Annotated in this window: 22 protein-coding genes; 9 read left to right on the forward strand and 13 right to left on the reverse strand. The window is 69.9% G+C overall.

Annotated elements, in window-relative coordinates; genetic code table 11:
• Positions 1–679: 679 nt before the first annotated feature.
• From ACLQ2O_RS32465 to ACLQ2O_RS32475, 3 genes are all read right to left on the reverse strand, one after another.
• Entirely contained in the window at positions 680–985 is a 306-nt protein-coding gene (locus tag ACLQ2O_RS32465) for a type II toxin-antitoxin system PemK/MazF family toxin (protein WP_425839256.1), read from the reverse strand.
• Positions 985–1,221: a ribbon-helix-helix domain-containing protein gene (locus tag ACLQ2O_RS32470; protein ID WP_425839259.1), complete on the reverse strand. Its 237-nt coding sequence runs from the start codon at positions 1,219–1,221 to the stop codon at positions 985–987. The genes ACLQ2O_RS32465 and ACLQ2O_RS32470 overlap by 1 nt, the downstream gene beginning before the upstream one ends.
• Before the next feature lie 75 nt (positions 1,222–1,296).
• The gene (locus tag ACLQ2O_RS32475) at positions 1,297–1,965 is read right to left on the reverse strand and encodes an LON peptidase substrate-binding domain-containing protein (RefSeq protein WP_425839262.1); all 669 of its coding nucleotides are present in this window, start codon (positions 1,963–1,965) and stop codon (positions 1,297–1,299) included.
• 79 nt (positions 1,966–2,044) lie between these two features.
• Between ACLQ2O_RS32475 and hisD the strand changes: the two genes are divergently transcribed.
• From hisD to ACLQ2O_RS32500, 5 genes are all read left to right on the forward strand, one after another.
• The gene (hisD, locus tag ACLQ2O_RS32480; RefSeq protein WP_425839265.1) at positions 2,045–3,436 is read left to right on the forward strand and encodes a histidinol dehydrogenase; all 1,392 of its coding nucleotides are present in this window, start codon (positions 2,045–2,047) and stop codon (positions 3,434–3,436) included.
• Complete coding sequence (locus ACLQ2O_RS32485; RefSeq protein WP_425839268.1) at positions 3,436–4,554, forward strand: histidinol-phosphate transaminase; 1,119 nt, start codon at positions 3,436–3,438, stop codon at positions 4,552–4,554. The genes hisD and ACLQ2O_RS32485 overlap by 1 nt, the downstream gene beginning before the upstream one ends.
• Complete coding sequence (hisB, locus tag ACLQ2O_RS32490; protein WP_425839271.1) at positions 4,551–5,150, forward strand: imidazoleglycerol-phosphate dehydratase HisB; 600 nt, start codon at positions 4,551–4,553, stop codon at positions 5,148–5,150. The genes ACLQ2O_RS32485 and hisB overlap by 4 nt, the downstream gene beginning before the upstream one ends.
• Positions 5,147–5,788 carry an imidazole glycerol phosphate synthase subunit HisH gene (gene hisH, locus ACLQ2O_RS32495; RefSeq protein WP_425839274.1) on the forward strand — a complete coding sequence of 214 codons (642 nt, stop codon included), beginning with the start codon at positions 5,147–5,149 and terminating at the stop codon, positions 5,786–5,788. Before hisB ends, hisH begins: the two co-directional genes overlap by 4 nt.
• A gap of 143 nt (positions 5,789–5,931) precedes the next feature.
• The gene (locus ACLQ2O_RS32500) at positions 5,932–7,329 is read left to right on the forward strand and encodes an alkaline phosphatase PhoX (RefSeq protein ID WP_425839277.1); all 1,398 of its coding nucleotides are present in this window, start codon (positions 5,932–5,934) and stop codon (positions 7,327–7,329) included.
• Here the strand turns inward: ACLQ2O_RS32500 and ACLQ2O_RS32505 are convergent.
• The 10 genes from ACLQ2O_RS32505 to ACLQ2O_RS32550 all read right to left on the reverse strand — a co-directional run bounded on the left by ACLQ2O_RS32505 (position 7,301) and on the right by ACLQ2O_RS32550 (position 17,600).
• Positions 7,301–7,945, reverse strand: a complete 645-nt coding sequence (locus ACLQ2O_RS32505; RefSeq protein WP_425839280.1) for a lysoplasmalogenase family protein — start codon at positions 7,943–7,945, stop codon at positions 7,301–7,303. The genes ACLQ2O_RS32500 and ACLQ2O_RS32505 overlap by 29 nt on opposite strands.
• A 127-nt stretch (positions 7,946–8,072) precedes the next feature.
• Positions 8,073–9,311 (reverse strand): ATP-grasp domain-containing protein, encoded by a 1,239-nt coding sequence (locus tag ACLQ2O_RS32510; protein WP_425839282.1) that lies wholly within the window; start codon positions 9,309–9,311, stop codon positions 8,073–8,075.
• A gap of 12 nt (positions 9,312–9,323) precedes the next feature.
• Positions 9,324–10,604: an MFS transporter gene (locus ACLQ2O_RS32515; protein WP_425839284.1), complete on the reverse strand. Its 1,281-nt coding sequence runs from the start codon at positions 10,602–10,604 to the stop codon at positions 9,324–9,326.
• Positions 10,601–11,866, reverse strand: coding sequence for an ATP-grasp domain-containing protein (locus ACLQ2O_RS32520; RefSeq protein WP_425839287.1), 1,266 nt, complete (start codon positions 11,864–11,866; stop codon positions 10,601–10,603). Before ACLQ2O_RS32520 ends, ACLQ2O_RS32515 begins: the two co-directional genes overlap by 4 nt.
• A 1-nt stretch (position 11,867) precedes the next feature.
• Positions 11,868–12,245, reverse strand: a complete 378-nt coding sequence (locus tag ACLQ2O_RS32525; protein ID WP_425839290.1) for a hypothetical protein — start codon at positions 12,243–12,245, stop codon at positions 11,868–11,870.
• The gene (locus ACLQ2O_RS32530; RefSeq protein WP_425839292.1) at positions 12,242–14,632 is read right to left on the reverse strand and encodes an FAD-dependent oxidoreductase; all 2,391 of its coding nucleotides are present in this window, start codon (positions 14,630–14,632) and stop codon (positions 12,242–12,244) included. The genes ACLQ2O_RS32525 and ACLQ2O_RS32530 overlap by 4 nt, the downstream gene beginning before the upstream one ends.
• 3 nt (positions 14,633–14,635) lie before the next feature.
• Positions 14,636–15,988, reverse strand: a complete 1,353-nt coding sequence (locus ACLQ2O_RS32535) for a class I tRNA ligase family protein (protein WP_425839294.1) — start codon at positions 15,986–15,988, stop codon at positions 14,636–14,638.
• Positions 15,981–16,328, reverse strand: a complete 348-nt coding sequence (locus ACLQ2O_RS32540; protein WP_425839297.1) for a cupin domain-containing protein — start codon at positions 16,326–16,328, stop codon at positions 15,981–15,983. The genes ACLQ2O_RS32535 and ACLQ2O_RS32540 overlap by 8 nt, the downstream gene beginning before the upstream one ends.
• A gap of 313 nt (positions 16,329–16,641) precedes the next feature.
• Complete coding sequence (locus ACLQ2O_RS32545; protein ID WP_425839299.1) at positions 16,642–17,052, reverse strand: ferritin-like domain-containing protein; 411 nt, start codon at positions 17,050–17,052, stop codon at positions 16,642–16,644.
• Positions 17,049–17,600, reverse strand: coding sequence for a cell division protein FtsK (locus tag ACLQ2O_RS32550; RefSeq protein ID WP_425839302.1), 552 nt, complete (start codon positions 17,598–17,600; stop codon positions 17,049–17,051). The genes ACLQ2O_RS32545 and ACLQ2O_RS32550 overlap by 4 nt, the downstream gene beginning before the upstream one ends.
• Before the next feature lie 133 nt (positions 17,601–17,733).
• Between ACLQ2O_RS32550 and rimP the strand changes: the two genes are divergently transcribed.
• From rimP to infB, 4 genes are all read left to right on the forward strand, one after another.
• Positions 17,734–18,288: a ribosome maturation factor RimP gene (gene rimP, locus ACLQ2O_RS32555; protein WP_425839305.1), complete on the forward strand. Its 555-nt coding sequence runs from the start codon at positions 17,734–17,736 to the stop codon at positions 18,286–18,288.
• Positions 18,288–19,280 (forward strand): transcription termination factor NusA, encoded by a 993-nt coding sequence (gene nusA, locus ACLQ2O_RS32560; RefSeq protein ID WP_425839308.1) that lies wholly within the window; start codon positions 18,288–18,290, stop codon positions 19,278–19,280. Before rimP ends, nusA begins: the two co-directional genes overlap by 1 nt.
• A gap of 44 nt (positions 19,281–19,324) precedes the next feature.
• On the forward strand, positions 19,325–19,603 hold the full coding sequence (locus ACLQ2O_RS32565; RefSeq protein ID WP_425839311.1) for a YlxR family protein: 279 nt from the start codon (positions 19,325–19,327) through the stop codon (positions 19,601–19,603).
• A 197-nt stretch (positions 19,604–19,800) separates the two neighbouring features.
• Positions 19,801–23,067: a translation initiation factor IF-2 gene (gene infB / locus ACLQ2O_RS32570; protein ID WP_425839313.1), complete on the forward strand. Its 3,267-nt coding sequence runs from the start codon at positions 19,801–19,803 to the stop codon at positions 23,065–23,067.
• Positions 23,068–23,152: the final 85 nt, after the last annotated feature.

The raw sequence follows: 23,152 nt of genomic DNA on the forward strand, positions 1-23,152 counted from the left end.
CCACCACCACGCGGGCACCACCACGCGGGCACCACCACGCGGGCACCACCACGCGGGCACCACCACGCGGGCACCACCACGCGGGCACCACCGGGTGGGCACCAGCACGACTGCTTCGTTGTTTGACGACTGATGCGGTACATCGCGTTAGTCGTCGAACAGGGAAGCAGTGGAGGGAACAGACGAGGTCGTGGGGCTTGGGTGGAGAGGGTTTACCGGGGGCTCGAGGTTGGTGAGTCGGTCGGGGGAGTCAGGTGGCTTCCTGGGTGACCCGCGTGAAAGGTTCACCGCGGCGAGGTGGATGGGGGTCGTGCGAGGTCTGCGCGGCGGTGGTGGCTCGGGGGCGAGCGGGGAATCAGCGCGGGTTCAGGCCGGGGCCGGGTGGGGACTGGCCGACCAGCTCGTGAGCGCGGTTCTTGTACTCCTTGCGGCCGGTGTGTCACCGGAGATCTCCATCGGCGCGGAGTTCGGCCGGGGTCACACGGGAATCAGCGCGGGGTCGGACCGGGGTCGCGCGGCCGCCAGGCGGCGCATGGGGAATCTAGCGCCGGTTCACGCGGGGATTCAGCGTGGGGTTCAGCCCAGTAGGCGCGGGGATTCAGCGTGGGGTTCCGGCCCAGTAGGTGCGGGGATTCAGCGTGGGGTTCGGGCCCAGTAGGCGCGGGGGGTCAGCGTGGGCTCACAGGAGTTCCAGGTCGAAGGCCAGGGTGATGGCTTCGGCCAGCGACGGTTCCTGGTCGGGGAGGACGTAGCCGATCAGACGGCCCAGTTGGGCTTTGGGGATGGTTTGGATGTTGTCGCAGCTGATGGCGCTGGGGTGGTCGAGGCCGTTCTGGGGGCCGACCAGGATTTCGGTGGACAGGCCGCGGATGGTGCTGGTGATGGGGGCGACCGTCACGTTGGTGAGGCGGGGGCGGATCAGTTCGCGGGTGAGGACCACTACGGGGCGGGGCTTGTCGAGGCGGGCGATGTGGATGGGGCGCATCAGTCGAGGTCGGTGAGCACGGTTCCGGCGGCGGTGGCGGCCAGGCCGTCGAGGTCGGAGGGTTCGCCGTGCTCGGCGAGTAGGGCGAGGTCGCGGACGGCCAGCTCGCGGCGGCGTTCGCGTTCCATCGCGCGGGCCACGACCGAGGCGCGGGAGGGTGCTTTGTGGTCGTCGACGAGGCGGTCCATGAAGTCCACCAACTCGTCGGGCAGGCGTACGGTGATCTGTTTACTCATACCAAGAGCATACCGAGGTGGGATTCAACTCACCAGCCGTCGGCGCGCGGACCGAACCCGTCTGGGGGAGGCAGGTCAGTTCGGGTTCATCGTGGACCAGGACATCTCGGTGTCCGGGAGCGATGGGATGGCCTTCATCGCGATCAGCTCGGCGTCGAGGAGGCCGATCAGCTGGGCGAGGCGGGTGGTGGTGTCGGGGGCCTCGAGCAGCTTCTGGCGTTCGGGGGTGAGCAGGGTGGTGGCGGCCGACATCAGGTACGACAGGGTGCTGGGGTCGTCGGGGAGCGAGCCGATGTGCAGGCCGGGGCGGGAGATCTCGGTGACGGCGGCGGCGTAGCGGCGGAAGCGTTCGACGGCGATCGTCGCCGTACCGAGCGGGTCGTCGCCGAGCTCCTCGTCGAGCCACTCGACGTCGGCGACCAGGTAGTCGCCGCCGCTGTCCAGCTCGTCGACCTTGAAGCGGCGGTTGCCGGTCAGCGTGACCTCGACCGGGCCGTCGTCGGCGGGGTCGAGGGTGATCTCGGAGATGGTGGCCGCGCAGCCGGTGCCGTACAGCGAACGGAAGACCCGGTCGCCCAGCTCGTACCCGTCCCGGACCGCGATCGCGCCGCAGGCCATCTCGCCGCCGTTCTCGACCAGGTCGCGGATCACCGAACGCCCCTGGGCGTCCGTGATCGGCAGTGGGAGCACCAGCCCCGGAAAGATCACCGTCTCGACGGTGAGCAGCGGCAGCCGAGAGTCCATGAGGTCGAGCCTAGGGCAACCATCCACAGGTTGTACGCCGAGCCACGGCACAACTGGTGGGACCACTAGACTGGGGTCCATGATTCGCCGCGTCGACCTGCGGGGCCGAGTGGCGGCCGGAGAGCTCAACGATCTCCCTGCCGAAGTTCACGCCCTGGTGCCCCGAGCCGTGTTCGACGTCGAGAAGGCTCTCGACGTCGTCCGACCGATCTGTCTGGACGTCCGGCATCGTGGTCTCGAGGCGATCAGGGAGTACGGCGAGAAGTTCGACCAGGTCCGCGTCGAGGACGTGCGGGTGCCGGCCGACGCGCTGAAGACCGCGCTGGAAGGACTCGACCCGACCGTGCGGCTCGCCTTCGAGGAGTCGATCCGTCGCGTGCGCGAGGTCAGCCAGGACGAGCTCGGCGGCGACGTCGCGTCCGAGCCCGCGCCGGGTGGGCGGGTCACGCAGCGGCTCGTTCCGGTGCAGCGCGTCGGGCTGTACGTGCCGGGCGGGCGTGCCCCGCTGGCGTCCAGCGTCGTGATGAACGTCGTACCGGCTCAGGTCGCCGGCGTGCCGTCGCTGGCTGTGGCGTCGCCGCCGCAGAAGGAGTTCGGTGGGTTGCCGCACCCGACGGTGCTCGCGGTCTGCGCGATGCTCGGGATCGACGAGGTGTACGCGATGGGCGGCGCGCAGGCGATCGCCGGGTTCGCGTACGGCTTCGGTGCTGGTGTCACGGGGTGCCGGAAGGTCAACCTGATCACGGGTCCGGGCAACATCTACGTCGTTGCCGCGAAGCGGTTCCTGCTCGGGCAGGTCGGGATCGACTCCGAGGCCGGCCCGACCGAGATCGCCGTACTGGCCGATGGCACGGCCGACCCTGTGCACGTCGCCGCGGACCTGATCAGTCAGGCCGAGCACGACCCGATGGCGGCCAGCGTGCTGGTGACGCCGAGTGAGTCGCTGGCGGCCGCGGTCGCAGCCGAACTGCCGAGGCAGGTTGCCACGACCAAGCACGCGGAGCGGGTGACCGAGGCGCTGGGTGGGCAGCAGTCCGCCATCGTCCTGGTCGACGACCTCGACCAGGGGACTGCCCTGGTGGACGCGTACGCCGCTGAGCACTTGGAGATCCAGACCGAGGACGCCGAGGAGCGGGCCGGGCTGATCAACAACGCCGGTGCGATCTTCGTTGGTGGGTGGTCGCCGGTTTCGCTGGGTGACTACTGCGCCGGGTCGAACCACGTGCTGCCCACCGCGGGCTGCGCGTGCCACTCGTCCGGTCTGTCGGTGCGCAGTTTCCTGAAGGCGATGCACGTCGTCAACTACACGCGTGACGCGTTGCAGGAGGTTGCCGGACACGTTGTCGCACTGGCGAACGCCGAGGACCTGCCCGCCCACGGTGCCGCGGTGTCCGCACGCTTCCCTGAGACTGCGGCCCCCGCATCCGCGATGGACGTCGCCGGGACCGCGCAGTCTGCGGGGGACAGCTGATGGCGCGCTTCGACGGGCTGCCGTTGCGTGAAGAGCTCAAGGCGTTCGAACCGTACGGCGCGCCGCAGCTCGACGTGCCGTTCCTGCTCAACGTCAACGAAAACCCGTACCCGCCGAGCGACGCGGTCGTCGCGGACATCACCGCGTCGGTCGCCGAGGCCGCGCGCGGGCTGAACCGCTATCCCGACCGCGACTTCCTGGCCCTGCGTGCCGACCTGGCCGCGTACCTGGGTCGCGAGTCCGGCGCCCGGCTGACCGCCGAGCAGATCTGGGCGGCCAACGGGTCCAACGAGGTCATGCTGCATCTCCTTCAGGCCTTCGGCGGGCCCGGCCGGACGGCGCTGTCGTTCGCGCCGACGTACTCGATGTACCCGGAGTACGCCCGCGACACCAACACCGGCTGGGTGGTCGGCCGGCGGTCGCACGACTTCACGCTCGACCAGAGCAAGGCGCTGGCCGCGATCTCGCGGCACCGCCCGTCGGTCGTGCTGCTCGCCTCACCGAACAACCCGACCGGTACGGCGCTGCCGATCCAGCTGGTCGAAGCCGTGGCCGGCCGGACGGCGTCGATCGGGGCCGTCCTGGTCGTCGACGAGGCGTACGCCGAGTTCCGCCGCGCCGGGACGCCGAGTGCGACCAGCCTGCTCCCGTCGTACCCGAACCTGGCCGTCGCCCGGACCACCTCGAAGGCGTTCGCGCTGGCGGGTGCCCGGGTCGGTTACCTTGCCGCGAGCAAGCAACTGGTCGACGCGCTGCGGATCGTCCGGCTGCCGTACCACCTGTCCGCGGTGACCCAGGCGGTCGCGCGGGCAGCGCTGCGGCACTCCGACGAGCTGCTCGGCCGCGTCGACCAACTGCGCGTCGAGCGGGACGAGACGGTCGACTGGCTACGGGCGCAGGGCCTCAAAGCGGTCGACTCGGACGCGAACTTCGTCCTGTTCGGGACGTTCGCCGACCGGCACGCGGTCTGGCAGGCGCTGCTCGACGACGGCGTACTGATCCGTGAGACCGGCCCGGACGGCTGGCTGCGGGTCTCGATCGGCGCCGGTGGCGAGATGGCCGCGTTCCGCGCGTCCCTGGAGAAGGTGCTCAAGTCCGACATCGGAAGGCAAACATGAGCCGCACTGCCCGTATCGACCGGGAGACCAGTGAGTCGAAGGTGCTGGTCGAGCTCGACCTCGACGGCACCGGCCGGGCCGACATCTCCACCGGGGTCGGCTTCTACGACCACATGCTCAATGCGCTGGCCAAGCACGCGCTGCTCGACCTGCACGTGAACACGGTCGGCGACCTGGAGATCGACGCGCACCACACCGTCGAGGACACCGCGATCGGCATCGGCCAGGCGCTCAAGGAAGCGCTCGGTGACAAGAAGGGCATCCGCCGGTTCGGTGACGCGACCGTGCCGCTCGACGAGGCGCTCGTGCACTGCACGGTCGACCTGTCCGGCCGGCCGTACTGCGTGCACACCGGCGAGCCCGACGGCCAGGTCTACGCGATCATTGGCGGCGACTACGCCGGATCGCTGACTCAGCACGTGTTCGAGACGCTCGCGTTCAACGCCGCGATCTGCATCCACGTTCGCGTGCTGTCCGGGCGCGACCCGCACCACATCGTCGAGGCGCAGTTCAAGGCCTTCGCGCGAGCGCTGCGCGACGCGGCCGAGCACGACCCGCGGCAGCCGGGAATCCCATCCACCAAAGGCGCCCTGTGAGCAAGAAGGTCGTCCTGCTGGACTACGGATCGGGCAACATCCGGTCCGGTGAGCGGGCGCTGCAGCGCGTCGGTGCGGACGTCACCGTCACGGCCGACTACCAGCAGGCCCTCGATGCGGACGGCCTGCTGGTCCCCGGCGTCGGCGCGTTCGAAGCCTGTATGACGGGCCTGAGGGCGGTCCGCGGTGACGTCGTCGTGGACCGGCGGCTGACCGGCGGCCGCCCGGTGCTCGGGATCTGCGTCGGTCTGCAGATCCTGTTCGCCAAGGGTATCGAGCACGGCGTCGAGACCGAGGGCTGCGAGCAGTGGCCCGGCACGGTCGAGCGCCTCCGGCCGCACGCCGGCGAGCCGGTTCCGCACATGGGGTGGAACACGGTCGACGTCCCGGACGGCAGCACGCTGTTCGAGGGGATCGACAAGGAGCGCTTCTACTTCGTGCACTCGTACGGCGTCCGCGAGTGGGCGCTCACGGACACGCGGGAGTCCGTCACCCCGAAGGTCACCTGGACGTCGTACGGCGAGGACCGGTTCGTCGCCGCGGTCGAGAACGGGCCGCTGACGGCGACCCAGTTCCACCCGGAGAAGTCCGGCGACGCCGGCGCCGAGCTCCTGGCCAACTGGGTCCGCTCGCTCTGATCCCAGCGCGGGCGAAGCGTCGCCCGGAGGCGGCGGAACCGGTCGTCACCGTGAGTTCCTGACACTCGTTCTCTTGAAGTTTGGTTGTTGTTTACCGTACGTTCACTGGCGACAACTGCTTGTACTCACAAGGAGGATCCGCCGTGTCCGTAGACAATCCCCTGTCCAGGCGTCAGTTCGTCGCGCGAGCGGCCGCGGCCGGTGTTGCGGTCAGTGTGGCGGGGTCGGTGGAGGCGTTGTTCACCGCCGAACCTGCCCTCGGCACCTCGGGTCCGAAGATCGGGTACGGGCCGCTGATCGAGGACCCGTTGGGCATGCTCGACCTGCCTCGCGGGTTCAAGTACCAGATCCTGTCGCGGGAGGGCACCAAGCGGCCCGACGGCGGAACGATCCCGAGCCGGTTCGACGGGATGGGCGCGTTCCCGGACCGGCACGGCGGGTCGCGGCTGGTGCGCAACCACGAGTGCTACCCGGACGCCCCGATCCCGGTGAAGGGCCCGGCCGAGCGCACCTACGACCCGGGCGCGGGCGGCGGCAACAGCACGCTGATCGTGGACCGGCACAACCACACGACCAAGGAGTTCGTCGCCCTCGGCGGTACGGCGATCAACTGCTCCGGCGGCAAGACCCCGTGGCGCACCTGGCTGACGTGCGAGGAGACCGAGGACAAGGCCGGCACCCGCGGCTACACCAAGGACCACGGCTTCATCTTCGAGGTCGACCCGTACGACGACCGCCGCAACCGCAACCCCGTCCCGCTGAAGGCGATGGGCCGGTTCCAGCACGAGGCGGTCGCGATCGACCCGTCGACCGGCATCGTCTACGAGACCGAGGACGCGTTCGTCGCGCCGCTCGGCGGGTTCTACCGGTTCCTGCCGAACCGGCCGCGTGGCGGCTGGGGCAGCCTGCGCGCCGGTGGTGAGCTGCAGGCGATGCACATCCCGGACCTGCCGGACCTGTCCGTCGTCCAGGAGGCGGGCACCGAGTTCCGCAACGTGCAGTGGGTGAAGGTGCCCGACCCGCTGGCCACCACCGAGTCGGTGCGCGCGCAGGACTACGCCAAGCCGATCACCGGCGGGTACAAGCTCGAAGGCGCCTGGTGGGGTGAGCGGGACCGCTGCGCGTACTTCGTGTCGTCGTTCGCGCGGACCGACCTCGGGCCGAAGGTCGACCACGACGGGCAGGTCTGGAAGTACGACCCGCGCCGCAGGACGCTGCGGCTCGAGGTGATCTTCACCCGGCCGGCGCCCGGGTCGGACAACCCCGAGTTCGATGCTCCGGACAACATCACGATGTCGCCGTACGGCGGGCTGATGATGTGCGAGGACGGGATCGGCGACCAGCACATGCTCGGCACGACCGAGGACGGCGAGGTCTTCAAGTTCGCCAAGAACCGGGTCAACAACGGGACGCCGGAGGAGCCGGCCTTCGGGGAGCTGACCGGGGTCGGGTTCTCGGCCGACGGGCGGACGATGTTCTTCAACATCTACGACCCGGGCATCACCTACGCGATCACCGGGCCGTGGCGCCGTAGGCGCTAGTCGTCGAGCGCTGACGCGTGACGCCGGAGGTCAGCAGGTACTGGCCTCCGGCGTACGTCGCCATCGTGAGCGCGCTCCGGCCCGGGAAGTCGTGCCCGGCCAGCCGGAGCGCGATCAGCGCGTCCGAGACCAGGAACAGCGCGCCGCCGGCGCCGCTGCGCGGGTTGTGCCAGCGGGACACGACAGCCGTTGCCGTGAGCAACAAGGCGTACGCCGCGACCGGAACGCGCTGGGAGCCGAGGCCGCGGGACAGGACCGCGACCAGGGCGGCCCAGAGGGCGCCGTACGCCGCGACGACGCGCCAGGAACGCTGGGTGGACTCGGGCAGCATGAGCGCGAGGTAGCAGGCGTGGGCGGCGGCGAAGGCGGCGATGCCTGCTGACTGCAGCTCGGTCTCCAGCAACAGATCGCCGGCCGCCGAGGCCAGCAGTGCGCCCTGGAGCAGCGGTGGGGCCTCGCGGGTGCGGGACCAGGCGAGCAGGAGCGGCATGAGGGTGGCCTTGCTGGCTTGCCGAAGGATCTTCACGTCGAGGGCGACGGCGGCGACGTGGACGACGGAGGCGGCGCAGTAGGCGAAGAGGCCTCGTCGGGTGCTCACCAGATGGCTCAGGCTCATGCGAGCGAGTGTGCCGACCTGAGGTGAACAGCTGTGGACCGCTGCTGGGCCCGGGCGAATGCCCAGGCCCAGCAGCGTGGGAATCAGCGGATCGACTGGGGGGTCAAGGCTGATCCCGCGTCAGGTCCTACGGGGCGTCGATGACGATCGCGGCCTCCATCTCCAGCACGCGGCGGTAGTCGTCGTCGAGGGTCTGCGGGTCGCTGTGGATCAGGATCACCCAGGCCAGGCAGGTGAACAGGTCGACGGTCTCGGGGACAACCGCGTCCGGTTCGTGCAGGATCGACATCCAGTGGAACGACTTCAGGCTCGGGGCGTCGTCGAACACCTCGCGGTTGCGGAAGTACCCGTCCCGGTACGCCGAGACGAAGATCCCCCGCAGGTGCTGCACCAGGTCGAACCCGTCGCGCACCTCGCCGCGCACCCGGTGCGCGACCGTCCGCTTGATGTGGTTGTCACCCGTCGCCAGCTCGCTGACCATCTGGTGCCCACCACCGGCCGGCCGCGCCGCGACCTCGATCAGCCGCGGCCCGTCCGCGGTCATCATCACCTCGGCGTGCCCGCACCCGGTCCGGATGCCGACCGCGTCGAGCACCTGCTGCGTGTACGGCCAGAGCGCCTGGACCTCCGGGTCGTCCTCGGCGAGGAAGTCGATCCGGTGGTAGATGCCGATCTTGTCGCCGCGGCTGATCTTGGTGTAGCGGCAGACGTCGACCAGCGAGTGCTTGCCGTCGACGGTGTAGCTGTCGACCAGGTACTCGGTGCCTTCGGCGTACTCCTGGATCAGGACGGCGTCGTTGACCAGGCCCATCTTGTTGGTCCGCCCGAGCACCCGGTCGAACCGCTCGCGCCAGTCGCCGTCCTCGAACACGACGTACACCTCGTCACCGGCGGCGCTCTTCGGCGGCTTGATCACCAGCCGGCGGCCGAGCAGGTCGTTCTCCTTCAGCCAGCGCTCGGCCTCGACCGGGTCGGCGGTCCGGATCTGGCGCAGCCGGGGGACACCCGCGACGCGCAGCGCCTCGGCCATCTCCCACTTGTCACGCCGCGCGGACGCCAGCTCCGGCACGTTGCCGGTACCCGGGACCAGGATCTCGATCAGTTGGTCGGCCAGCTCGACCCCACTCTCGGCACCGGGGATCAGGTACTCCGGCTCGTACTGCCGAAGCTCCTCGGCCAGCGCGGCCACGTCGCCGGTGAAGTGGTGCACGTGCTCGAAGTCGTCCGGGTGCCAGCTCGTCGTGTACGCCGGCGGCGGCTCGAGCCCGCTCAGGACGGCGACCGGGATCTGCCCGGCCTCCTTGAAGGCGGCAGGGTATTCCTGCCCGGTGGACAACGGGTCCACGATGATCGTGTATTTGGACATCAAGTTCTCCTACTACGAGGTCTCGCTCGGCAGCGGCTCGGTGGCCGGGGTCATGTCCACTACTGGCTCGTTCACCGCGATGGGCTTGCCGGGCATCCCGATGGCGGCCAGGACGATCCCGATCAGGCCCGCGAGCCCGCACCACAGCCACACGTCGGTCCCGGAGTTGTTCCAGACCCACACGCCGAGGAACGGGCCGAGCGCGGAGCCCAGGCCGAACATGGCGTGTGCGGACCCGACGTACCGGCCGAGCAGCTTTGGTGGCGCGGCCATGCCCGGGTAGGCGAACATGGTCGGGCCCGCGATGATCTCGGCCAGCGTCCACAGCAGCGTGCCGATCACGAAGATCGCCACCCCGCCGGGCAGCGCGTAGAACGCCAGGCCGCCGCCGAGCAGGACGAAGCCCGCGATCACGACCAGCTTGGGCGCCCAGTGCTGGACCACCTTGGTCACCAGCAGCTCGCAGGTGATCACGATGAACCCGTTCAGCGCGACGACCGCGCTGAACCACCAGGTCGACAACCCGTCGGCCTTCATGTGCAGTGGCAGCACCGCGAGGTACTGCATGTAGATCGCGGCGTTGATGAACATGCAGACCAGGAACAGCACGTACTTGTAGTCCCGCAGCACGCTCAGGTAGTTGCCCGCAGCAACAGACTCGGCGGGTGCGTCCTGGACGGTCTCGTCGGCAGCGGCAGCGCCCCGCCGCTTCGGCAGCGCGATGATCGCGACCGCCGCGTAGGCCAGCGCGGCCAGGGCCTCGCCGATGAACAGCAGGTCCCACGAGATCGCGACCAGCGCCGCGCCGACCAGCGGTGCGGCGGTGGCGCCGACGTTCATCGTCAACCGGTAGACCGCGAAGATCATCACCTGGCGGTGCTTCGGGGTCAGCTCGGTCAGCAGCGCCGCCGAGGCGGGCCGGTAGAACTGCCCGACCGCACCGGCCAGCGCCACCACGATCAGGACGGCCGTGTAGCTCGGCACGTAGGCGATCGCCAGCACGAACCCGGCCATGCCGAACATGCTGATCAGTACGGCGGCCCGCGGCCCGATCTTGTCCGACAGCGAGCCGCCGATGATCAGACCGACGACCGTGCCGCCGCCGTACACGCCCAGCGCCGTACCGGCCTGGACGTCGGTGAAGCCCTTCGACGTGGTCAGGAACAGCACCAGGAAGACCTGCAGGAACCAGCCGAGCTTGTTGACGAAGTTGCCGATCAGCAGCGCTTTGACCGCGACGGGCGCTTCCCGGATGGTCACCCAGATTCCGGTGTCCTCCGTGGTTTCGGTCATGACGCTGCCTCCTCCGGCTTCTTGACCTTGCCCGACCAGCGCAGGGCCTTCTCGGCCGCGTCGAGCCCGGCGCGGCAGTCGTCCATCGACGTCGCCACCACCGTCACGTAGGCGATCCGGCCCCACAGCGTGCCTTCCGGCGGGGGACTGGTGGTCTGGCCGGCCTCCATCAGCGGGACCAGTTGGTCGATGGTGGCCGGCAGGTCGACCTCCTCGAAGGAGACCGAGTCCAGCACGGTGTCGTTCTCGTCGACGTAGAAGAACCGCACGCCGCCGACCATCGTCCGGTCCGGCACGAGCTCCGGTGAACGTCCGGTCGCGACCGCGGCCGCGGCCAGGCCCGGGTCGGCGCCGGTCGCCTGCAGGCCGAGGTACGGGATCATGTCGCCGCCGATCCGGGCGTTGATCTCGATCACCTTCGGGCCGTCGGCGGTCATCATGATCTCGGTGTGCGTGATCCCGTCGGTGAACTCGATCGCGGCGTGCGCGTCGGCCAGCACCTGGAACAGGTGCTCGTCGGCCAGCAACGGGTCGGCCGCGTCGACGTAGTGCCCGATCTCCTCGGCGTACGGCGGGTAGCCGATCTCCTTGCGGGCCAGGCAGAACGGCGCCACCTGCCCCTGGAAGACGGCCGCGTCGATGCTGATCTCGTAACCGTCGGCGAACTCCTCGACCAGCACCTTGACGTCGTAGTGCGGCGCCTCCGGCACGGTCGTGTCGTGGGCGAAGGCCCAGTTCTCCTTCAGCTCGTCGGCCGAGTTCACCTTCACCACGCCGAGGCTGGCGGCCAGCGCGCGGGGCTTGAGGATCACCGGGTAGCCGAGCTTGTCGGCGGTGGCGAGCGCGTCGTCGACGGTGTCGACCAGCACGGACTCCGGCTGCGGGACGCCCTGGGCGGCGAGCGCCGTCCGGGTCAGGTGCTTGTCGCGGCAACGGTTGATCATCGCGACGTCACCACCCGGCAGGCCGAGCGCGGCGGCGACGTGCGCCGTCTGCAGGATCCGGGCCTCGTCCCAGCAGAGCACGCCGTCGATCGGCAGCTCGGCGTTCAGCTTCTGCGCGGCGGCGACCAGGGCCTCGGCGTCGAGCGTGCTCTCCAGCACGGTCCAGGCCTCGAGGTACTCCTTCTCCCAGGTCGGCTCCGCGCTCAGGAACATGTGGATCCGGTACTGCGGCGCGACCGAGCGCAGGATGTACTCCCGGAACAGGCGCATTCCGGTCGCCACCACGAGCAGGTGCGGGCGTTCGGTGGTGGGGTTCATCTCAGGCCTCCCGGACCGGAGCAGGGATCTGCTCGATGTAGGTGACACCGCTGCTGCCGTCGCCGCGGCGGAAGTGGTCGGCGATCCGGATGTTGCCCCGGGCATCGAACTCGGGAACGCTCAGGCACTCGCCGCTGACCACCTCGCCGGCCGCGGTGAGCAGGCAGTAGGCGGCCCGGATCGAGCCGTCGTCCTGCAGGTGACCGACGAGCCGGCCGCTGCGCAGCGTGCCGCCGGCGTAGAACTCGGCCCAGACCAGGTCGTTGTCGCGGTGGTACTGCCCGTACGGCGCGCCGCCGGCCGGGTCGTCGACCACCAGCCGGAACCAGACGCCGTCGACGTCCGGGACCACCGGGTGCTCGGAAGCGGCGGCGGTCACCACTGCACCGCGCACAGCTCGTCGGAGATCGGGTAGATCTCCCGGTCGAACATCGAGTTCAGCACGATCGCGGCGCGGACCGGCAGCTGGGTCAGGCCGGCGTTGGTCAGGCCGTGGCTGTAGCGGCTGGCGTTGAACGAGTAGATCCGGTGGCCGTTCATGCCCTTCCAGCGCACCGAGTAGTCCGGCTCGACCAGCATCTCGCCGTCGTCGTCGTAGTCGATCCGCTCGCGCAGGTCGTCGCTGAACGGCGCCTGCACGTGCTCGCGGCCGGCGGCGACCACGACGTGCCGTACGTCGTGGTGCTCCGGGGTGACCGTGGTGGAGCAGTTCAGCCGCAGCATTCCGTCGGCGAGCAGCTCGGACGACAGGACGTCGCGACCCGGCAGCAGCGTCACGGGGAACCGGCCCAGCGTCAGCAGGCCGTCGTAGTTGCCCTGGTAGAGCGCCCGGAGCCCGCCCGGGGTGATCGCGTCGCCGCTGTAGCGGGAGTCGACGATCATCTCGCGGCGCTTGCTGCGGTTCAGGCCCTGCAGGAACTCGATGTGCGACGGGCGGTACAGCTCGTTGGCCATCGGGGAGTCGTCGATGCTGCGGAACCACTGGTTGCGGCCGAGCCACCGGATGTCGGTGAAGCCGGAGCCGAGCAGGCGCAGCACGCACTCCAGACCGGTCTGGCCGCCGCCGACGACCGCGACCGGGTCGGCCTTGTGCGGCTCCAGGTCGGGCATCCGGACGCCGAGCTCGTCGGCGATGAACGCGCGGCCGGACGGCAGGTTGCGCACGTAGTCCGGCCAGACCGGCCGGGTGCCCAGGCCGAGGACCAGGTGCTCGGAGACCGCGACCGGCGTACCGTCGACGGACACCTCGAAGCCGTCGCCGGTGATCGCGATCGAGTCCACCCGCGAGCTGAAGTTCACCACGCCGAGGCGCTCGGTGGCCCAGGCCAGGTAGCGCTCGTACTCGATCCGGGGGAGCGAGTCGAACTGGGAGTTGATCAGCGCGTAGAGCCGACCGGACGTGACCAGGTAGTTCAGGAACGTCAGTTCGTGCCGGGGGTCGACCAGTGACACCAGGTCCTTCATCCATCCGGTCTGCATCCGGACGCCCGGGTAGAGCAGCGGCGTGTGCCAGCCGGCCACCGGCCGGGAGTCGAACAGGGCCAGCTTCTCCGTGGTGACGTTCTTGTAGAGGGCGGCCAGCGACAGGTTCGACGGCCCGGCTCCGATCCCGATCGTGTGGTACCGGGTCAGGCTGGTCGTCGGCGTGCTGCGTCTGGTGCCTGGTTCCATGATGGTCATGCGCTTGTTCTCCGTCCGCGAAGTGGTGGTGCGCGTGTTCTTTCCGGTGCCGAGCAGCGTGTTCGCTGCCGTCCGGCTAGCGGCCAGCGCGGTTTTCACGCTGCCGCCGGACCCACCGGTGAAGGTGAAGAGCCGATGGGTGCTGCCGAGGACCGACCAGAGGGTCAGTACCGGCGGATCGGCGTAGCAGTCGGCGTTCGTGACCGTGTGCGCGGTCACCGAGAGCCGAAGGTGTGGCAGCCGCTCACCCGCGAGCCGGACGGCCTGGGCCGTCAGGTCGTGGAGCGGTGCGCTGCTGCCGGGAGGGACGGACCAGCGGTGCGTGTCGACGCCCAGCAGCAGACCGCCGTCTGCCGTCGGGCGCCCGTACAGGTCGCTGGTCTCGTCGACGAACATGGTCGGGAGGGCTCCCGCCACGCGGTGCACGGCGACCTGGATCGCCTTCGTCCGGTACTGGTCGGCCGGCAAGGCATTGCCGGTGAGCAGTCCGGGCGTCCACGGGCCGGCTGCCACCACGACGGCGTCGTACCGGTCACTGCCGCTGGGTGTGCGACAGGTGACCGAGCCGTCGGGGTGAGGAACCAGCCCGAGCACAGGGCCGGTGACGACCCTGCTGTTCTCGGAGCGGGCCAGCTGGTCGATCACCAGGGCCCGCAGTTGGTCGGGCCGGATGAAGCCGGCCCGCTTCTCCAGTACGCCGACCGTCCCGTCGGGGAGCCCGTGCCAGCCGAGGCGGCGCAGCGTGCTCCCGTCGACGAGCTCGGTGGACCCGGGGTGCACGTGCTCCACCTCGGCGACGGCGTCCTCCAGCCCGTCGTACCCGGTCATCAGGTACGTCGAACCGGTCTCGGTGTAGCCGGCCTGGTCCAGCAGGCCGGGGGTCTCGAACAGCTCGGCCAGGCTCTCGACAGCGAGCCGGCGCTGCTCCGGGTGGGTCTCGAAGCCCCGGACCCCGCCGCCGGACGCGGCGGTCGCGTCCGGTCCCGGTACGCCGGTGACGAGGTCGACCTCGACCGCCGGGTACGAGCGGAGGCGCCAAGCGAGCAACGTGCCGGCGATCCCGGCTCCGATCACGCAGATCCGCATCGGTTACTCGCCTGTCCCGGTCAGCGCCGTCAGCAGGTGACCGGTGTCCCGGACGCCTCCTTCGAGCAGACCGATCAGGCTGCGCGCGGCCAGCGCCGGGTCGAATCCCGCCGGGCGCAGAGCGGCCTCACCACGGGCCAGCTCGCGCTCGGCCAGCGTCGGGTCGAGCGTTTGCGGAGCATCCACTCCGTCGGCCAGCAATGGTTTCACCCGGTCGGCGAAGGCCTGAAAAGAATGCCAGGTGAAATCGCTGCGATACCGGTCCGGGCGGTCCCAGGCGAGATACAAACGAACGATTGACGGGTCTTCCTTGTGCAGCAGTTCGTTCGCCCAGACGGCGTGATTGCGGCTGGTCGAGAACTTCGCGCCGTCGAGCGTGTAGAACTCGTTCACGACTAGACCGGAAAGCGGCAGCTCGGTCATTCCGCAGGCCGCCCACAGGGCCTGCCAGTAGACGGCGTACCAGTACGCGTTGTCGAGACCGAGGAAGTGCCACAGCGAGTCCACCCGGCCCAGCGCGGCCAGGTACCCGGGCAGGTCGGTGGCGCTCGGGTCGACGGCCCGGGCGATGTTCGCGAGGTCGGTCAGCGCGACCTCGGTGTACGGCCCGATCCGCAGACCGGTCAGCGACCGGTCGCCCTCGATGCCCCAGTTGGTCGGGTATGCCAGCGCGATCTCGGGCAGGCCGGCCGCCAGCTGCCGCCCGATCAGAGCCCGTACGGCGGGAGGCAGCTGGGCGCGCAGCCAGACGTCGGTGAGCTGCTCGCGGTAGTCCTCCATCCGCAGCACAGGCACCATCGCCCGGAACGGGCGCGGCACGCCACCGCAGCGGCCGCAGACCGGATCGACCATGGTGTCGACGTGGGTGAAGCCACCGCACACCTCGCAGGCGCCTCCGGCGGCCGGCGAGTGGCAGTCGCCGCAGAGGCCGTTCAGGTAGGACTCGTGCAGGGTGCGACCGCAGTCCGCGCAGGCGTACAGGGTGACGTCGCGCAGTGCCGCCGCGCCGCTCGTGACCAGGTGGTTCATCAGGTCGCGGATGACCGGCGCGTGCTCGTCGGACAGCGGGTCGCTGAAGCGGTCGTAGCCGATGCGCGCCTGCTGGTAGGTCTCCTGCATCCCGGCCCGGAAGTCGGCCATCATCACGCCGACCTCGACGCCCTCCAGCTCGGCCCGGGTCAGGACGTAGTTCTGGTGCACGTCCAGACCGCTGGTGACGACGACTCGCTCGCCGCGGGCCCGCGCGGCCCGGGCGGCGATGTCTGCCGCGAGGTAGGGACCGGAGAGATGGCCGACGTGCAGCGGGCCGTTCACGGTCGGTTGGGGAAAGGTGAAGACGGTGACCGGATCAGTCATGGTCGGCCGTCACAGGATGCCAGTAAGCACTGAAGACGGTCAGTACTTCGTCAGCTGACCTGTTCTGTACGACATGGGCTTCTTTGGTGTCCAGGAGGAACGCGTTGCCGTGGCTGACCTCGGTCTCGGTGCCGCCGACCAGGACGTGCGCCGTACCGGCCACGACGATCGACAGTTCGAGCTCGGGGTGCTGGTCGATCGGGCTCTCGTCGCCCGGAGGCACGGAGTACCACATCGCCTGGAAAGGCATCGTGGACCCGAGGCCGTACTGCTCCCACCGGACCACGCGAAGATCGTTCACGAAAAGGCTCTCGCCGGTGACCAGATCGAATGTACGCATGCTTCACTACCCTCCGTAGCCGCGTGTGCGCGCGGCTCGAGAAGTGTGCGGAAATGAAGGTACGGACAAGACGCGTATTCAGCCTTGGATGAGCACCCGAGCAGCACGCGGCGGCGTACGGCGTAGGTGAAACCCGGCGACCCCCCAGTCTCCGTGGCCGAAAATATAGGGAAGGTCACGCTCGGAGTAAAGGGGAGTACGCAACGAATTCCCCAAAAGGCGTAACCGCACCGGAAATCATTCGTTGCGCACTCGCTCCGACCGCATTCCGTGCTGGTTCAGGCACGGAAAGCGATCGGTTGGTTGAACCTGGTCAGACCTGCCCGGGGAACGCCGCCGGCTTGCCGCCCCAGGACAGCTGCTCACGCGACGTCGCGATCAGTGCCTGGATGGCGAAGGTCCTCGTCCGGTCCTGCTCGGCGGTCTCGACCAGGTCGCCGTACACGGCGGCCAGCCGGCGCTCGAGGCCGAGGATCAGGGCCGACGCGGTGGCCGCGCTGGTGACCGGCTGGGGCAGGTCGTACGCCGGTTCGGCCGCGGCCGGGGTCTGGCCGCTCTCGATCAGCAGCTCGGTCAGCTGGTCGCGCCGGGACCGGTGCCGCTCGTACAGAGTGGTCGCCGCGGTGAACCGGGCACCGCTGAGTTTCCCGCCGGCCACGCCCACGCCGTACAGGGCAGCGTGCTCACCGGCGATCGCCGCCTGCAGAGCTTCCAGCTCGGTCACGTACTGGCCTTCTTCTTGGGAGTCAGGGTGGCAGCGAGCTGGCTTTCGGAGGCGGCGATCATCGCCAGCACCCGCGCGGCCTCGCCGCTGAGCTTGCCGGCCGCGGTGGCATGAGCGACGGACAGCTTCTGCTCCCACGCCGCCAGATCAGCCAGTACGGCGGCCGAAGCCTTCGGCAGCGGTGGGAGCTTGCCGGGCTGCGGCGGCTCGGTGCCGGCGAGCTCCTTCAGCTTGGCGGAGTGCGCGGCGTGGCTCTGGACGGCGACGGCCAACTGACCGCGCAACGCGGGCAGCGTCTGACCCGCCGAGCTGACACGCAGAGCCAGCTGTGCGATCTGGGTGCCCGCGGCGGTCAGGGCGGTCACGGTCTGCGGGTCGGTGCTCGGCGCGGGCGGCTGCACCGAGCCGTCCGGGCCCTCCGAAGCTCCCGGCGTACCGGTGGCCGGCTTGTCGTCGTCGCACCCGCTGACCAGCACGGCGGCACCCGCTACCGCCGCGACGGTCCGCAGGGCAGCACGGCGCGACAGGGGGAAGGAGGCTGCGGGCATGGCCGAAACCTTATCGGCTCCGCGGCTGCGTCGAGCCGTTGGTCAGGACAACGTCGTGGGCCGGATAAGGTGGGCTACTGCCCTGCGGATCGGGGCAGAACGGGTGCACAACTGGAGAGAGGCAGGTTTACCTGTGAGCCGAAAGACTGACCACACGGACACCACGAGCCTCGAGAACTTTCTCCGGCCGATCGTCGCGCAGTTCGGCTGCGACCTGGAGGACGCCGAGATCGCCCAGGCCGGGAAGCGCCGCCTGTTGCGGGTGCTGATCGACCGCGACGGCGGGATCAGCCTGGACGACGTCGCCGAGGTCACTCGCGCGATCTCCAAGGCGCTGGACGCCGACGACATCATGGGCGGCGGCGCCTACACGATGGAGGTCTCCAGCCCCGGGGTCGACCGGCCGCTCACGCAGCCGCGGCACTGGCGGCGCAACCTGACCCGCCTGGTCGCGGTCACGATGATCAGCGGTGACAAGGTCACCGGCCGGATCACCACGGTCTCCGACGAGACCGCCGAGCTCGACGTCAAGGGCCGGACCCGCACGGTGACGTTCGCCGACGTGGCCAAGGCCAAGATCCAGATCGAGTTCAACCGTCCGGCCACCAAGGACGACGACGAAGAAACCCCCGACGAGAACGTTGAAGACGACGCCGGCGCTGCTGACGGCACGGTGGAGGAGAACTGATGGACATCGACATGGCCGTCCTGCGCTCGCTGGAGCGGGAGAAGGACATCGCCTTCGACGTCGTGGTGGAGGCGATCGAGCAGGCCCTGCTGGTCGCGTACCACAAGACCGAGGGCGCCCAGCAGCACGCCCGTGCGGAGCTGGACCGCAAGAGCGGGCACGTCACGGTGACGGCCCGCGAGATGGACGACGAGGGCAACCTGGTCCGCGAGTTCGACGACACCCCGGCCGACTTCGGCCGGATCGCGGCGACCACCGCCAAGCAGGTGATCCTGCAGCGGCTGCGCGACGCCGAGGACGAGGTGCGCTACGGCGAGTTCTCCGGCAAGGAGGGCGACATCGTGTCCGGCATCGTCCAGCAGGGCCGCGACCCGCGGTCGGTGATGGTCGACCTGGGCAAGATCGAGGCCGTGCTGCCGGCCCCGGAGCAGGTGCCGGGGGAGAAGTACGAGCACGGCTCGCGGCTGCGGGTCTACGTGGTCGGGGTCCGCAAGGGCTTCAAGGGCCCGCAGATCACGGTCTCGCGCACGCACCCGAACCTGGTCAAGAAGCTGTTCGCGCTGGAGGTGCCGGAGATCGCCGACGGCACCGTCGAGATCACCGCGATCGCCCGCGAGGCCGGCCACCGGACCAAGATCGCGGTCCGCACGCTGAACCCCTCGGTCAACGGCAAGGGCGCCTGCATCGGCCCGATGGGCCAGCGGGTGCGCAACATCATGCACGAGCTGCACGGCGAGAAGATCGACATCATCGACCACAGCGACGACCCGGCGACCTTCGTCGGGAATGCGCTGTCGCCGGCGCAGGTTTCCTCGGTGGAGGTCGTCGACGCCGCGGCACGCGCCGCGCGGGTCGTCGTACCGGACTACCAGCTGTCGCTGGCGATCGGCAAGGAAGGGCAGAACGCCCGCCTGGCCGCCCGGCTCACCGGGTGGCGGATCGACATCCGGCCGGATACCGATGTGACTCGTGGGGACGAGAAGGTAGACTGACTTCTCGGTCGGTCGACTGAGTCGTCACCACACCCTGAGGAACTGTGACAGAAACCGCGGACGCGCGCCCTGAGAAGGTTCGGGAGCGTACCTGCATCGGGTGTCGGAAACGGGACAGTCCGACCGGCTTGCTGCGGATGACGGTGTCCGGAGGACGTGTCCTCCCGGATCCCGCGCATCGAGCACCTGGCCGTGGGGCGCACCTGCACCCGGTGACCGGGTGCCTCGACCTCGCCGAGCGGCGCAAAGCGTTTCCGAGGGCCTTCCGGGTCCAGGGGCCGCTTGACCTGAGTCTGTTGCGGGCACAGGTCGAGAAGCAGTAGCACCACCGAGCAGCACCAAGTGCGGCCACCAGGGCCGCCCACGGCAACCGCCGTGACGACATGAAGGCGGGTCATCGACTCATGACTACTCGATGAGTGTCCAAAAGTGATGGATACACAGCGATGAGTGCACTGCGATGAGCATGTACGTCAACTAACGGTCCGCGCCCCCAAGGCTCGGACCCAGAGGGAGAGTAGTGGCAAAGGTCCGGGTCTACGAGCTCGCGAAAGAGCTCGGAGTTACCAGCAAGGTCGTACTGACCAGGCTGAACGACATGGGAGAGTTCGTCCGATCGGCATCCTCGACGATCGAGGCCCCCGTGGTCCGTAGGTTGGCGGAGGAGTTCGAGAAGAACCCGCCGAAGAAGCGCGCGGCCAAGAAGGCCGCCGCCAGCACGTCCGCTGCGCCGCAGGCGACCGCTCCGGTCACCCCGGCGGAGTCCGCCGCGCCGAAGGCAACCCCTGCCCCCGCGGCACCCGCCGAGCGCCCCAGCGCGCCGGCCGCCGAGGCCGCTCCGGCCCCGGCAGCACCGAAGGCTCCCGAGGTCTCCGCCCCCGCGGCGGAAGCTCCGGCTGCTCCGGTCACCGAGGCTCCGGCCAAGGAGACCAGCGCACCCGCCGCGGCCAGTGCCACCCCGGCACCGGCTCGTCCGGGCCCGCGTCCTGGCCCCCGGCCAGGTCCGCGTACCGAGGCTCCGGCCGCTCCGGCGACCACCGAGCCGGCTTTCGAGGCTCCGGCCGCGCAGGCCGCTGCCCCGGTGGCTCCGGCCGCTCCGGTCGAGGTTCCGGCCGCGTCGGAGGCTCCGGCTTCGTCCGGCCAGCCGACGCAGGAGCCGGCCGCCGAGGCTCCGGCTGCTCGTGCGCCGCGTGAGGACTCCCGTCCGGCACCGCGTCCCGGTACGCCGGGCGCCGGTCCGCGTCCGGGTTCGTCCCCGCGTCCGGGTGGTTCCGACCGTCCGGGTGGCTCCGACCGTCCGGGCTCGAGCTCCGCGCCGCGTCCCGGTGGTGCTCCCCGTCCGGGTGGCGCCCCGCGTCCCGGTGGCGGTCGTCCGGGTGGACCCGCGGCCGGTGGACCTGGTGGTCCCCGTCCGGGTGCTCCGCGTCCGGGCAACAACCCGTTCAGCTCGACCCAGGGCATGCAGCGCGGTGGCGCCCGTCCGGGTCAGGGTGGTGGCGGTTCGCAGGCACCGGCAGGCGCGAGCCCGGCCGGCATGCCCCCGCGTCCGCCGCAGGCCCGCAGCGGCGGCGGTAACGACCGTCCGCGCTCGGGCGGCGTACCGGGTGCTCCCCGGCCGAACCCGGCGATGATGCCGAAGTCGTCCGCAGGCACCTTCACCGGTCGCCCGTCCGCTCCGGCGGGTGGCGGCGGTGGCGGTCGCGGTCGCCCCGGTGGCGGCGGCGGTCCGGGTGGACCGGGTGCCGGTCCGCGCAGTGGCGGCGGTGGCGGTGGCGGCGGTTTCCGTCCCGGTGGTGGCCCGAGCGGTCCCCCCGGTGGTGGCGGCGGTCGTCCGGGCCCGGGCAACCGGGGCCGTGGCGGAACACAGGGTGCCTTCGGGCGTCCGGGTGGTCCGGCCCGTCGTGGTCGCAAGTCCAAGCGCGCGAAGCGCCAGGAGTTCGACAACATGCAGGCTCCGGCCGTCGGCGGCGTGCGCGTCCGTCACGGTGGTGGCGAGGTCGTCAAGCTCGCCCGTGGTGCCTCGCTGACGGACTTCGCCGAGAAGGTCGGCGCGGATCCGGCGTCGCTGGTGCAGGTGCTGTTCCACCTCGGTGAGATGGTGACCGCGACCCAGTCGGTCAACGAGGAAACCCTGCAGATGCTCGGCACCGAGCTCGAGTACGACGTGCAGATCGTGTCCCCGGAAGACGAGGACCGCGAGCTGCTGCAGTCGTTCGACATCGACTTCGGCACCAACGAGGGCGACGAGACCGACCTGGTCAAGCGGCCGCCGGTCGTGACCGTGATGGGTCACGTCGACCACGGTAAGACCAAGCTGCTGGACGCCGTCCGCTCGGCGAACGTCGTCGCCAAGGAGGCCGGTGGCATCACCCAGCACATCGGTGCCTACCAGGTGACCACCGAGGTCGACGGCGTCGAGCGCGCCATCACCTTCGTCGACACCCCGGGTCACGAGGCGTTCACCGCCATGCGTGCTCGTGGTGCGCAGGCCACCGACATCGTCATCCTGGTGGTCGCGGCCGACGACGGCGTGATGCCGCAGACGATCGAGGCGCTGAACCACGCCCGCGCGGCCGGTGTGCCGATCGTGGTCGCGGTCAACAAGATCGACGTCCCCGCGGCGGACCCGACCAAGGTGCGCGGTCAGCTGACCGAGTACGGCCTGGTCCCCGAGGAGTACGGCGGCGACACGATGTTCGTCGACGTCTCGGCGAAGTCCCGGATCAACATCGACGGGCTGCTCGAGAGTGTCGTGCTGACCGCGGACGCGGCGCTCGACCTGCGGGCCAACCCGAACATGCCGGCCCAGGGCATCGCGATCGAGGCGAACCTCGACAAGGGCCGTGGTCCGGTGGCGACCGTGCTGGTGCAGCGCGGAACGCTGCGGGTCGGCGACTCGATGGTGGCCGGTCCGGCGTACGGCCGGGTCCGGTTGATGCTGGACGAGCACGGCAACGCGGTCGAGGAGGCCACGCCGGCGCGTCCGGTCCTGGTCCTCGGTCTGACCGCCGTACCGGGCGCCGGCGACAAGTTCCTTGTCGTCGACGACGACCGGATGGCTCGCCAGATCGCTGAGAAGCGTGAGGCACGGGCTCGTGCGGCGGCCAACGCCAAGCGGCGCGCACGTCGTACCCTCGAGGACTTCATGGCCTCGATGGAGAAGGGCGAGACGCAGGAACTGCTGCTCATCCTGAAGGGCGACGTGTCCGGTTCGGTCGAGGCGCTGGAAGACGCCCTGGTCCGGATCGAGATCGACGACGAGGTCAACCTGCGCGTCATCGACCGTGGCGTCGGTGCGATCAACGAGAACGACGTCAACCTGGCCATGGCCTCCGACGCCGTCATCATCGGCTTCAACGTGCGGCCGGCGGGCAAGGCCGGCGACGTGGCCGAGCGCGAGGGTGTCGACATCCGGTACTACTCGGTGATCTACTCCGCGATCGACGACATCGAGGCGGCCCTGAAGGGCATGCTCAAGCCGATCTACGAAGAGGTCGTGCTGGGCCAGGCGGAGATCCGCGAGATCTTCCGCTCCTCGAAGGTCGGAAACATCGCCGGTTGCTGGGTGACCAGTGGGCTGGTCCGCCGGAACGGCAAGATCCGGTTGATCCGCGACGGTGCGGTGATCGTCGAGAACGGCGAGCTGTCGTCGCTGAAGAGGTTCAAGGACGACGCGTCCGAGGTCCGCGAGGGCTTCGAGTGTGGTCTGACGGTGAACAACTTCAACGACATCAAGATCGGCGACATCGTCGAGTCGTTCGAGCTGCGGGAGAAGCCCCGCAGCTGACAAAGGGCCGTACGCCGGGATCCATCGATCCCGGCGGCAGGTTCGCGGAGTAACGTCCGGAGCGGCGGTGTCACAGCCGCCGCTC

Source organism: Kribbella sp. DT2, from assembly GCF_049844575.1.
Lineage (GTDB): Bacteria > Actinomycetota > Actinomycetes > Propionibacteriales > Kribbellaceae > Kribbella.

Excerpts from the sequence above, each read along its gene's own strand:
- ACLQ2O_RS32520 (WP_425839287.1), bottom strand. The coding sequence starts at position 11,866 with ATGAACCCCACCACCGAACGCCCGCACCTGCTCGTGGTGGCGACCGGA.
- hisD (WP_425839265.1), top strand. The coding sequence starts at position 2,045 with ATGATTCGCCGCGTCGACCTGCGGGGCCGAGTGGCGGCCGGAGAGCTC.
- ACLQ2O_RS32465 (WP_425839256.1), bottom strand. The coding sequence starts at position 985 with ATGCGCCCCATCCACATCGCCCGCCTCGACAAGCCCCGCCCCGTAGTG.
- ACLQ2O_RS32505 (WP_425839280.1), bottom strand. The coding sequence starts at position 7,945 with ATGAGCCTGAGCCATCTGGTGAGCACCCGACGAGGCCTCTTCGCCTAC.
- nusA (WP_425839308.1), top strand. The coding sequence starts at position 18,288 with ATGGACATCGACATGGCCGTCCTGCGCTCGCTGGAGCGGGAGAAGGAC.
- hisB (WP_425839271.1), top strand. The coding sequence starts at position 4,551 with ATGAGCCGCACTGCCCGTATCGACCGGGAGACCAGTGAGTCGAAGGTG.
- ACLQ2O_RS32470 (WP_425839259.1), bottom strand. The coding sequence starts at position 1,221 with ATGAGTAAACAGATCACCGTACGCCTGCCCGACGAGTTGGTGGACTTC.
- ACLQ2O_RS32540 (WP_425839297.1), bottom strand. The coding sequence starts at position 16,328 with ATGCGTACATTCGATCTGGTCACCGGCGAGAGCCTTTTCGTGAACGAT.
- ACLQ2O_RS32485 (WP_425839268.1), top strand. The coding sequence starts at position 3,436 with ATGGCGCGCTTCGACGGGCTGCCGTTGCGTGAAGAGCTCAAGGCGTTC.
- ACLQ2O_RS32475 (WP_425839262.1), bottom strand. The coding sequence starts at position 1,965 with ATGGACTCTCGGCTGCCGCTGCTCACCGTCGAGACGGTGATCTTTCCG.
- ACLQ2O_RS32530 (WP_425839292.1), bottom strand. The coding sequence starts at position 14,632 with ATGCGGATCTGCGTGATCGGAGCCGGGATCGCCGGCACGTTGCTCGCT.
- ACLQ2O_RS32510 (WP_425839282.1), bottom strand. The coding sequence starts at position 9,311 with ATGTCCAAATACACGATCATCGTGGACCCGTTGTCCACCGGGCAGGAA.
- ACLQ2O_RS32515 (WP_425839284.1), bottom strand. The coding sequence starts at position 10,604 with ATGACCGAAACCACGGAGGACACCGGAATCTGGGTGACCATCCGGGAA.
- ACLQ2O_RS32550 (WP_425839302.1), bottom strand. The coding sequence starts at position 17,600 with ATGCCCGCAGCCTCCTTCCCCCTGTCGCGCCGTGCTGCCCTGCGGACC.
- ACLQ2O_RS32535 (WP_425839294.1), bottom strand. The coding sequence starts at position 15,988 with ATGACTGATCCGGTCACCGTCTTCACCTTTCCCCAACCGACCGTGAAC.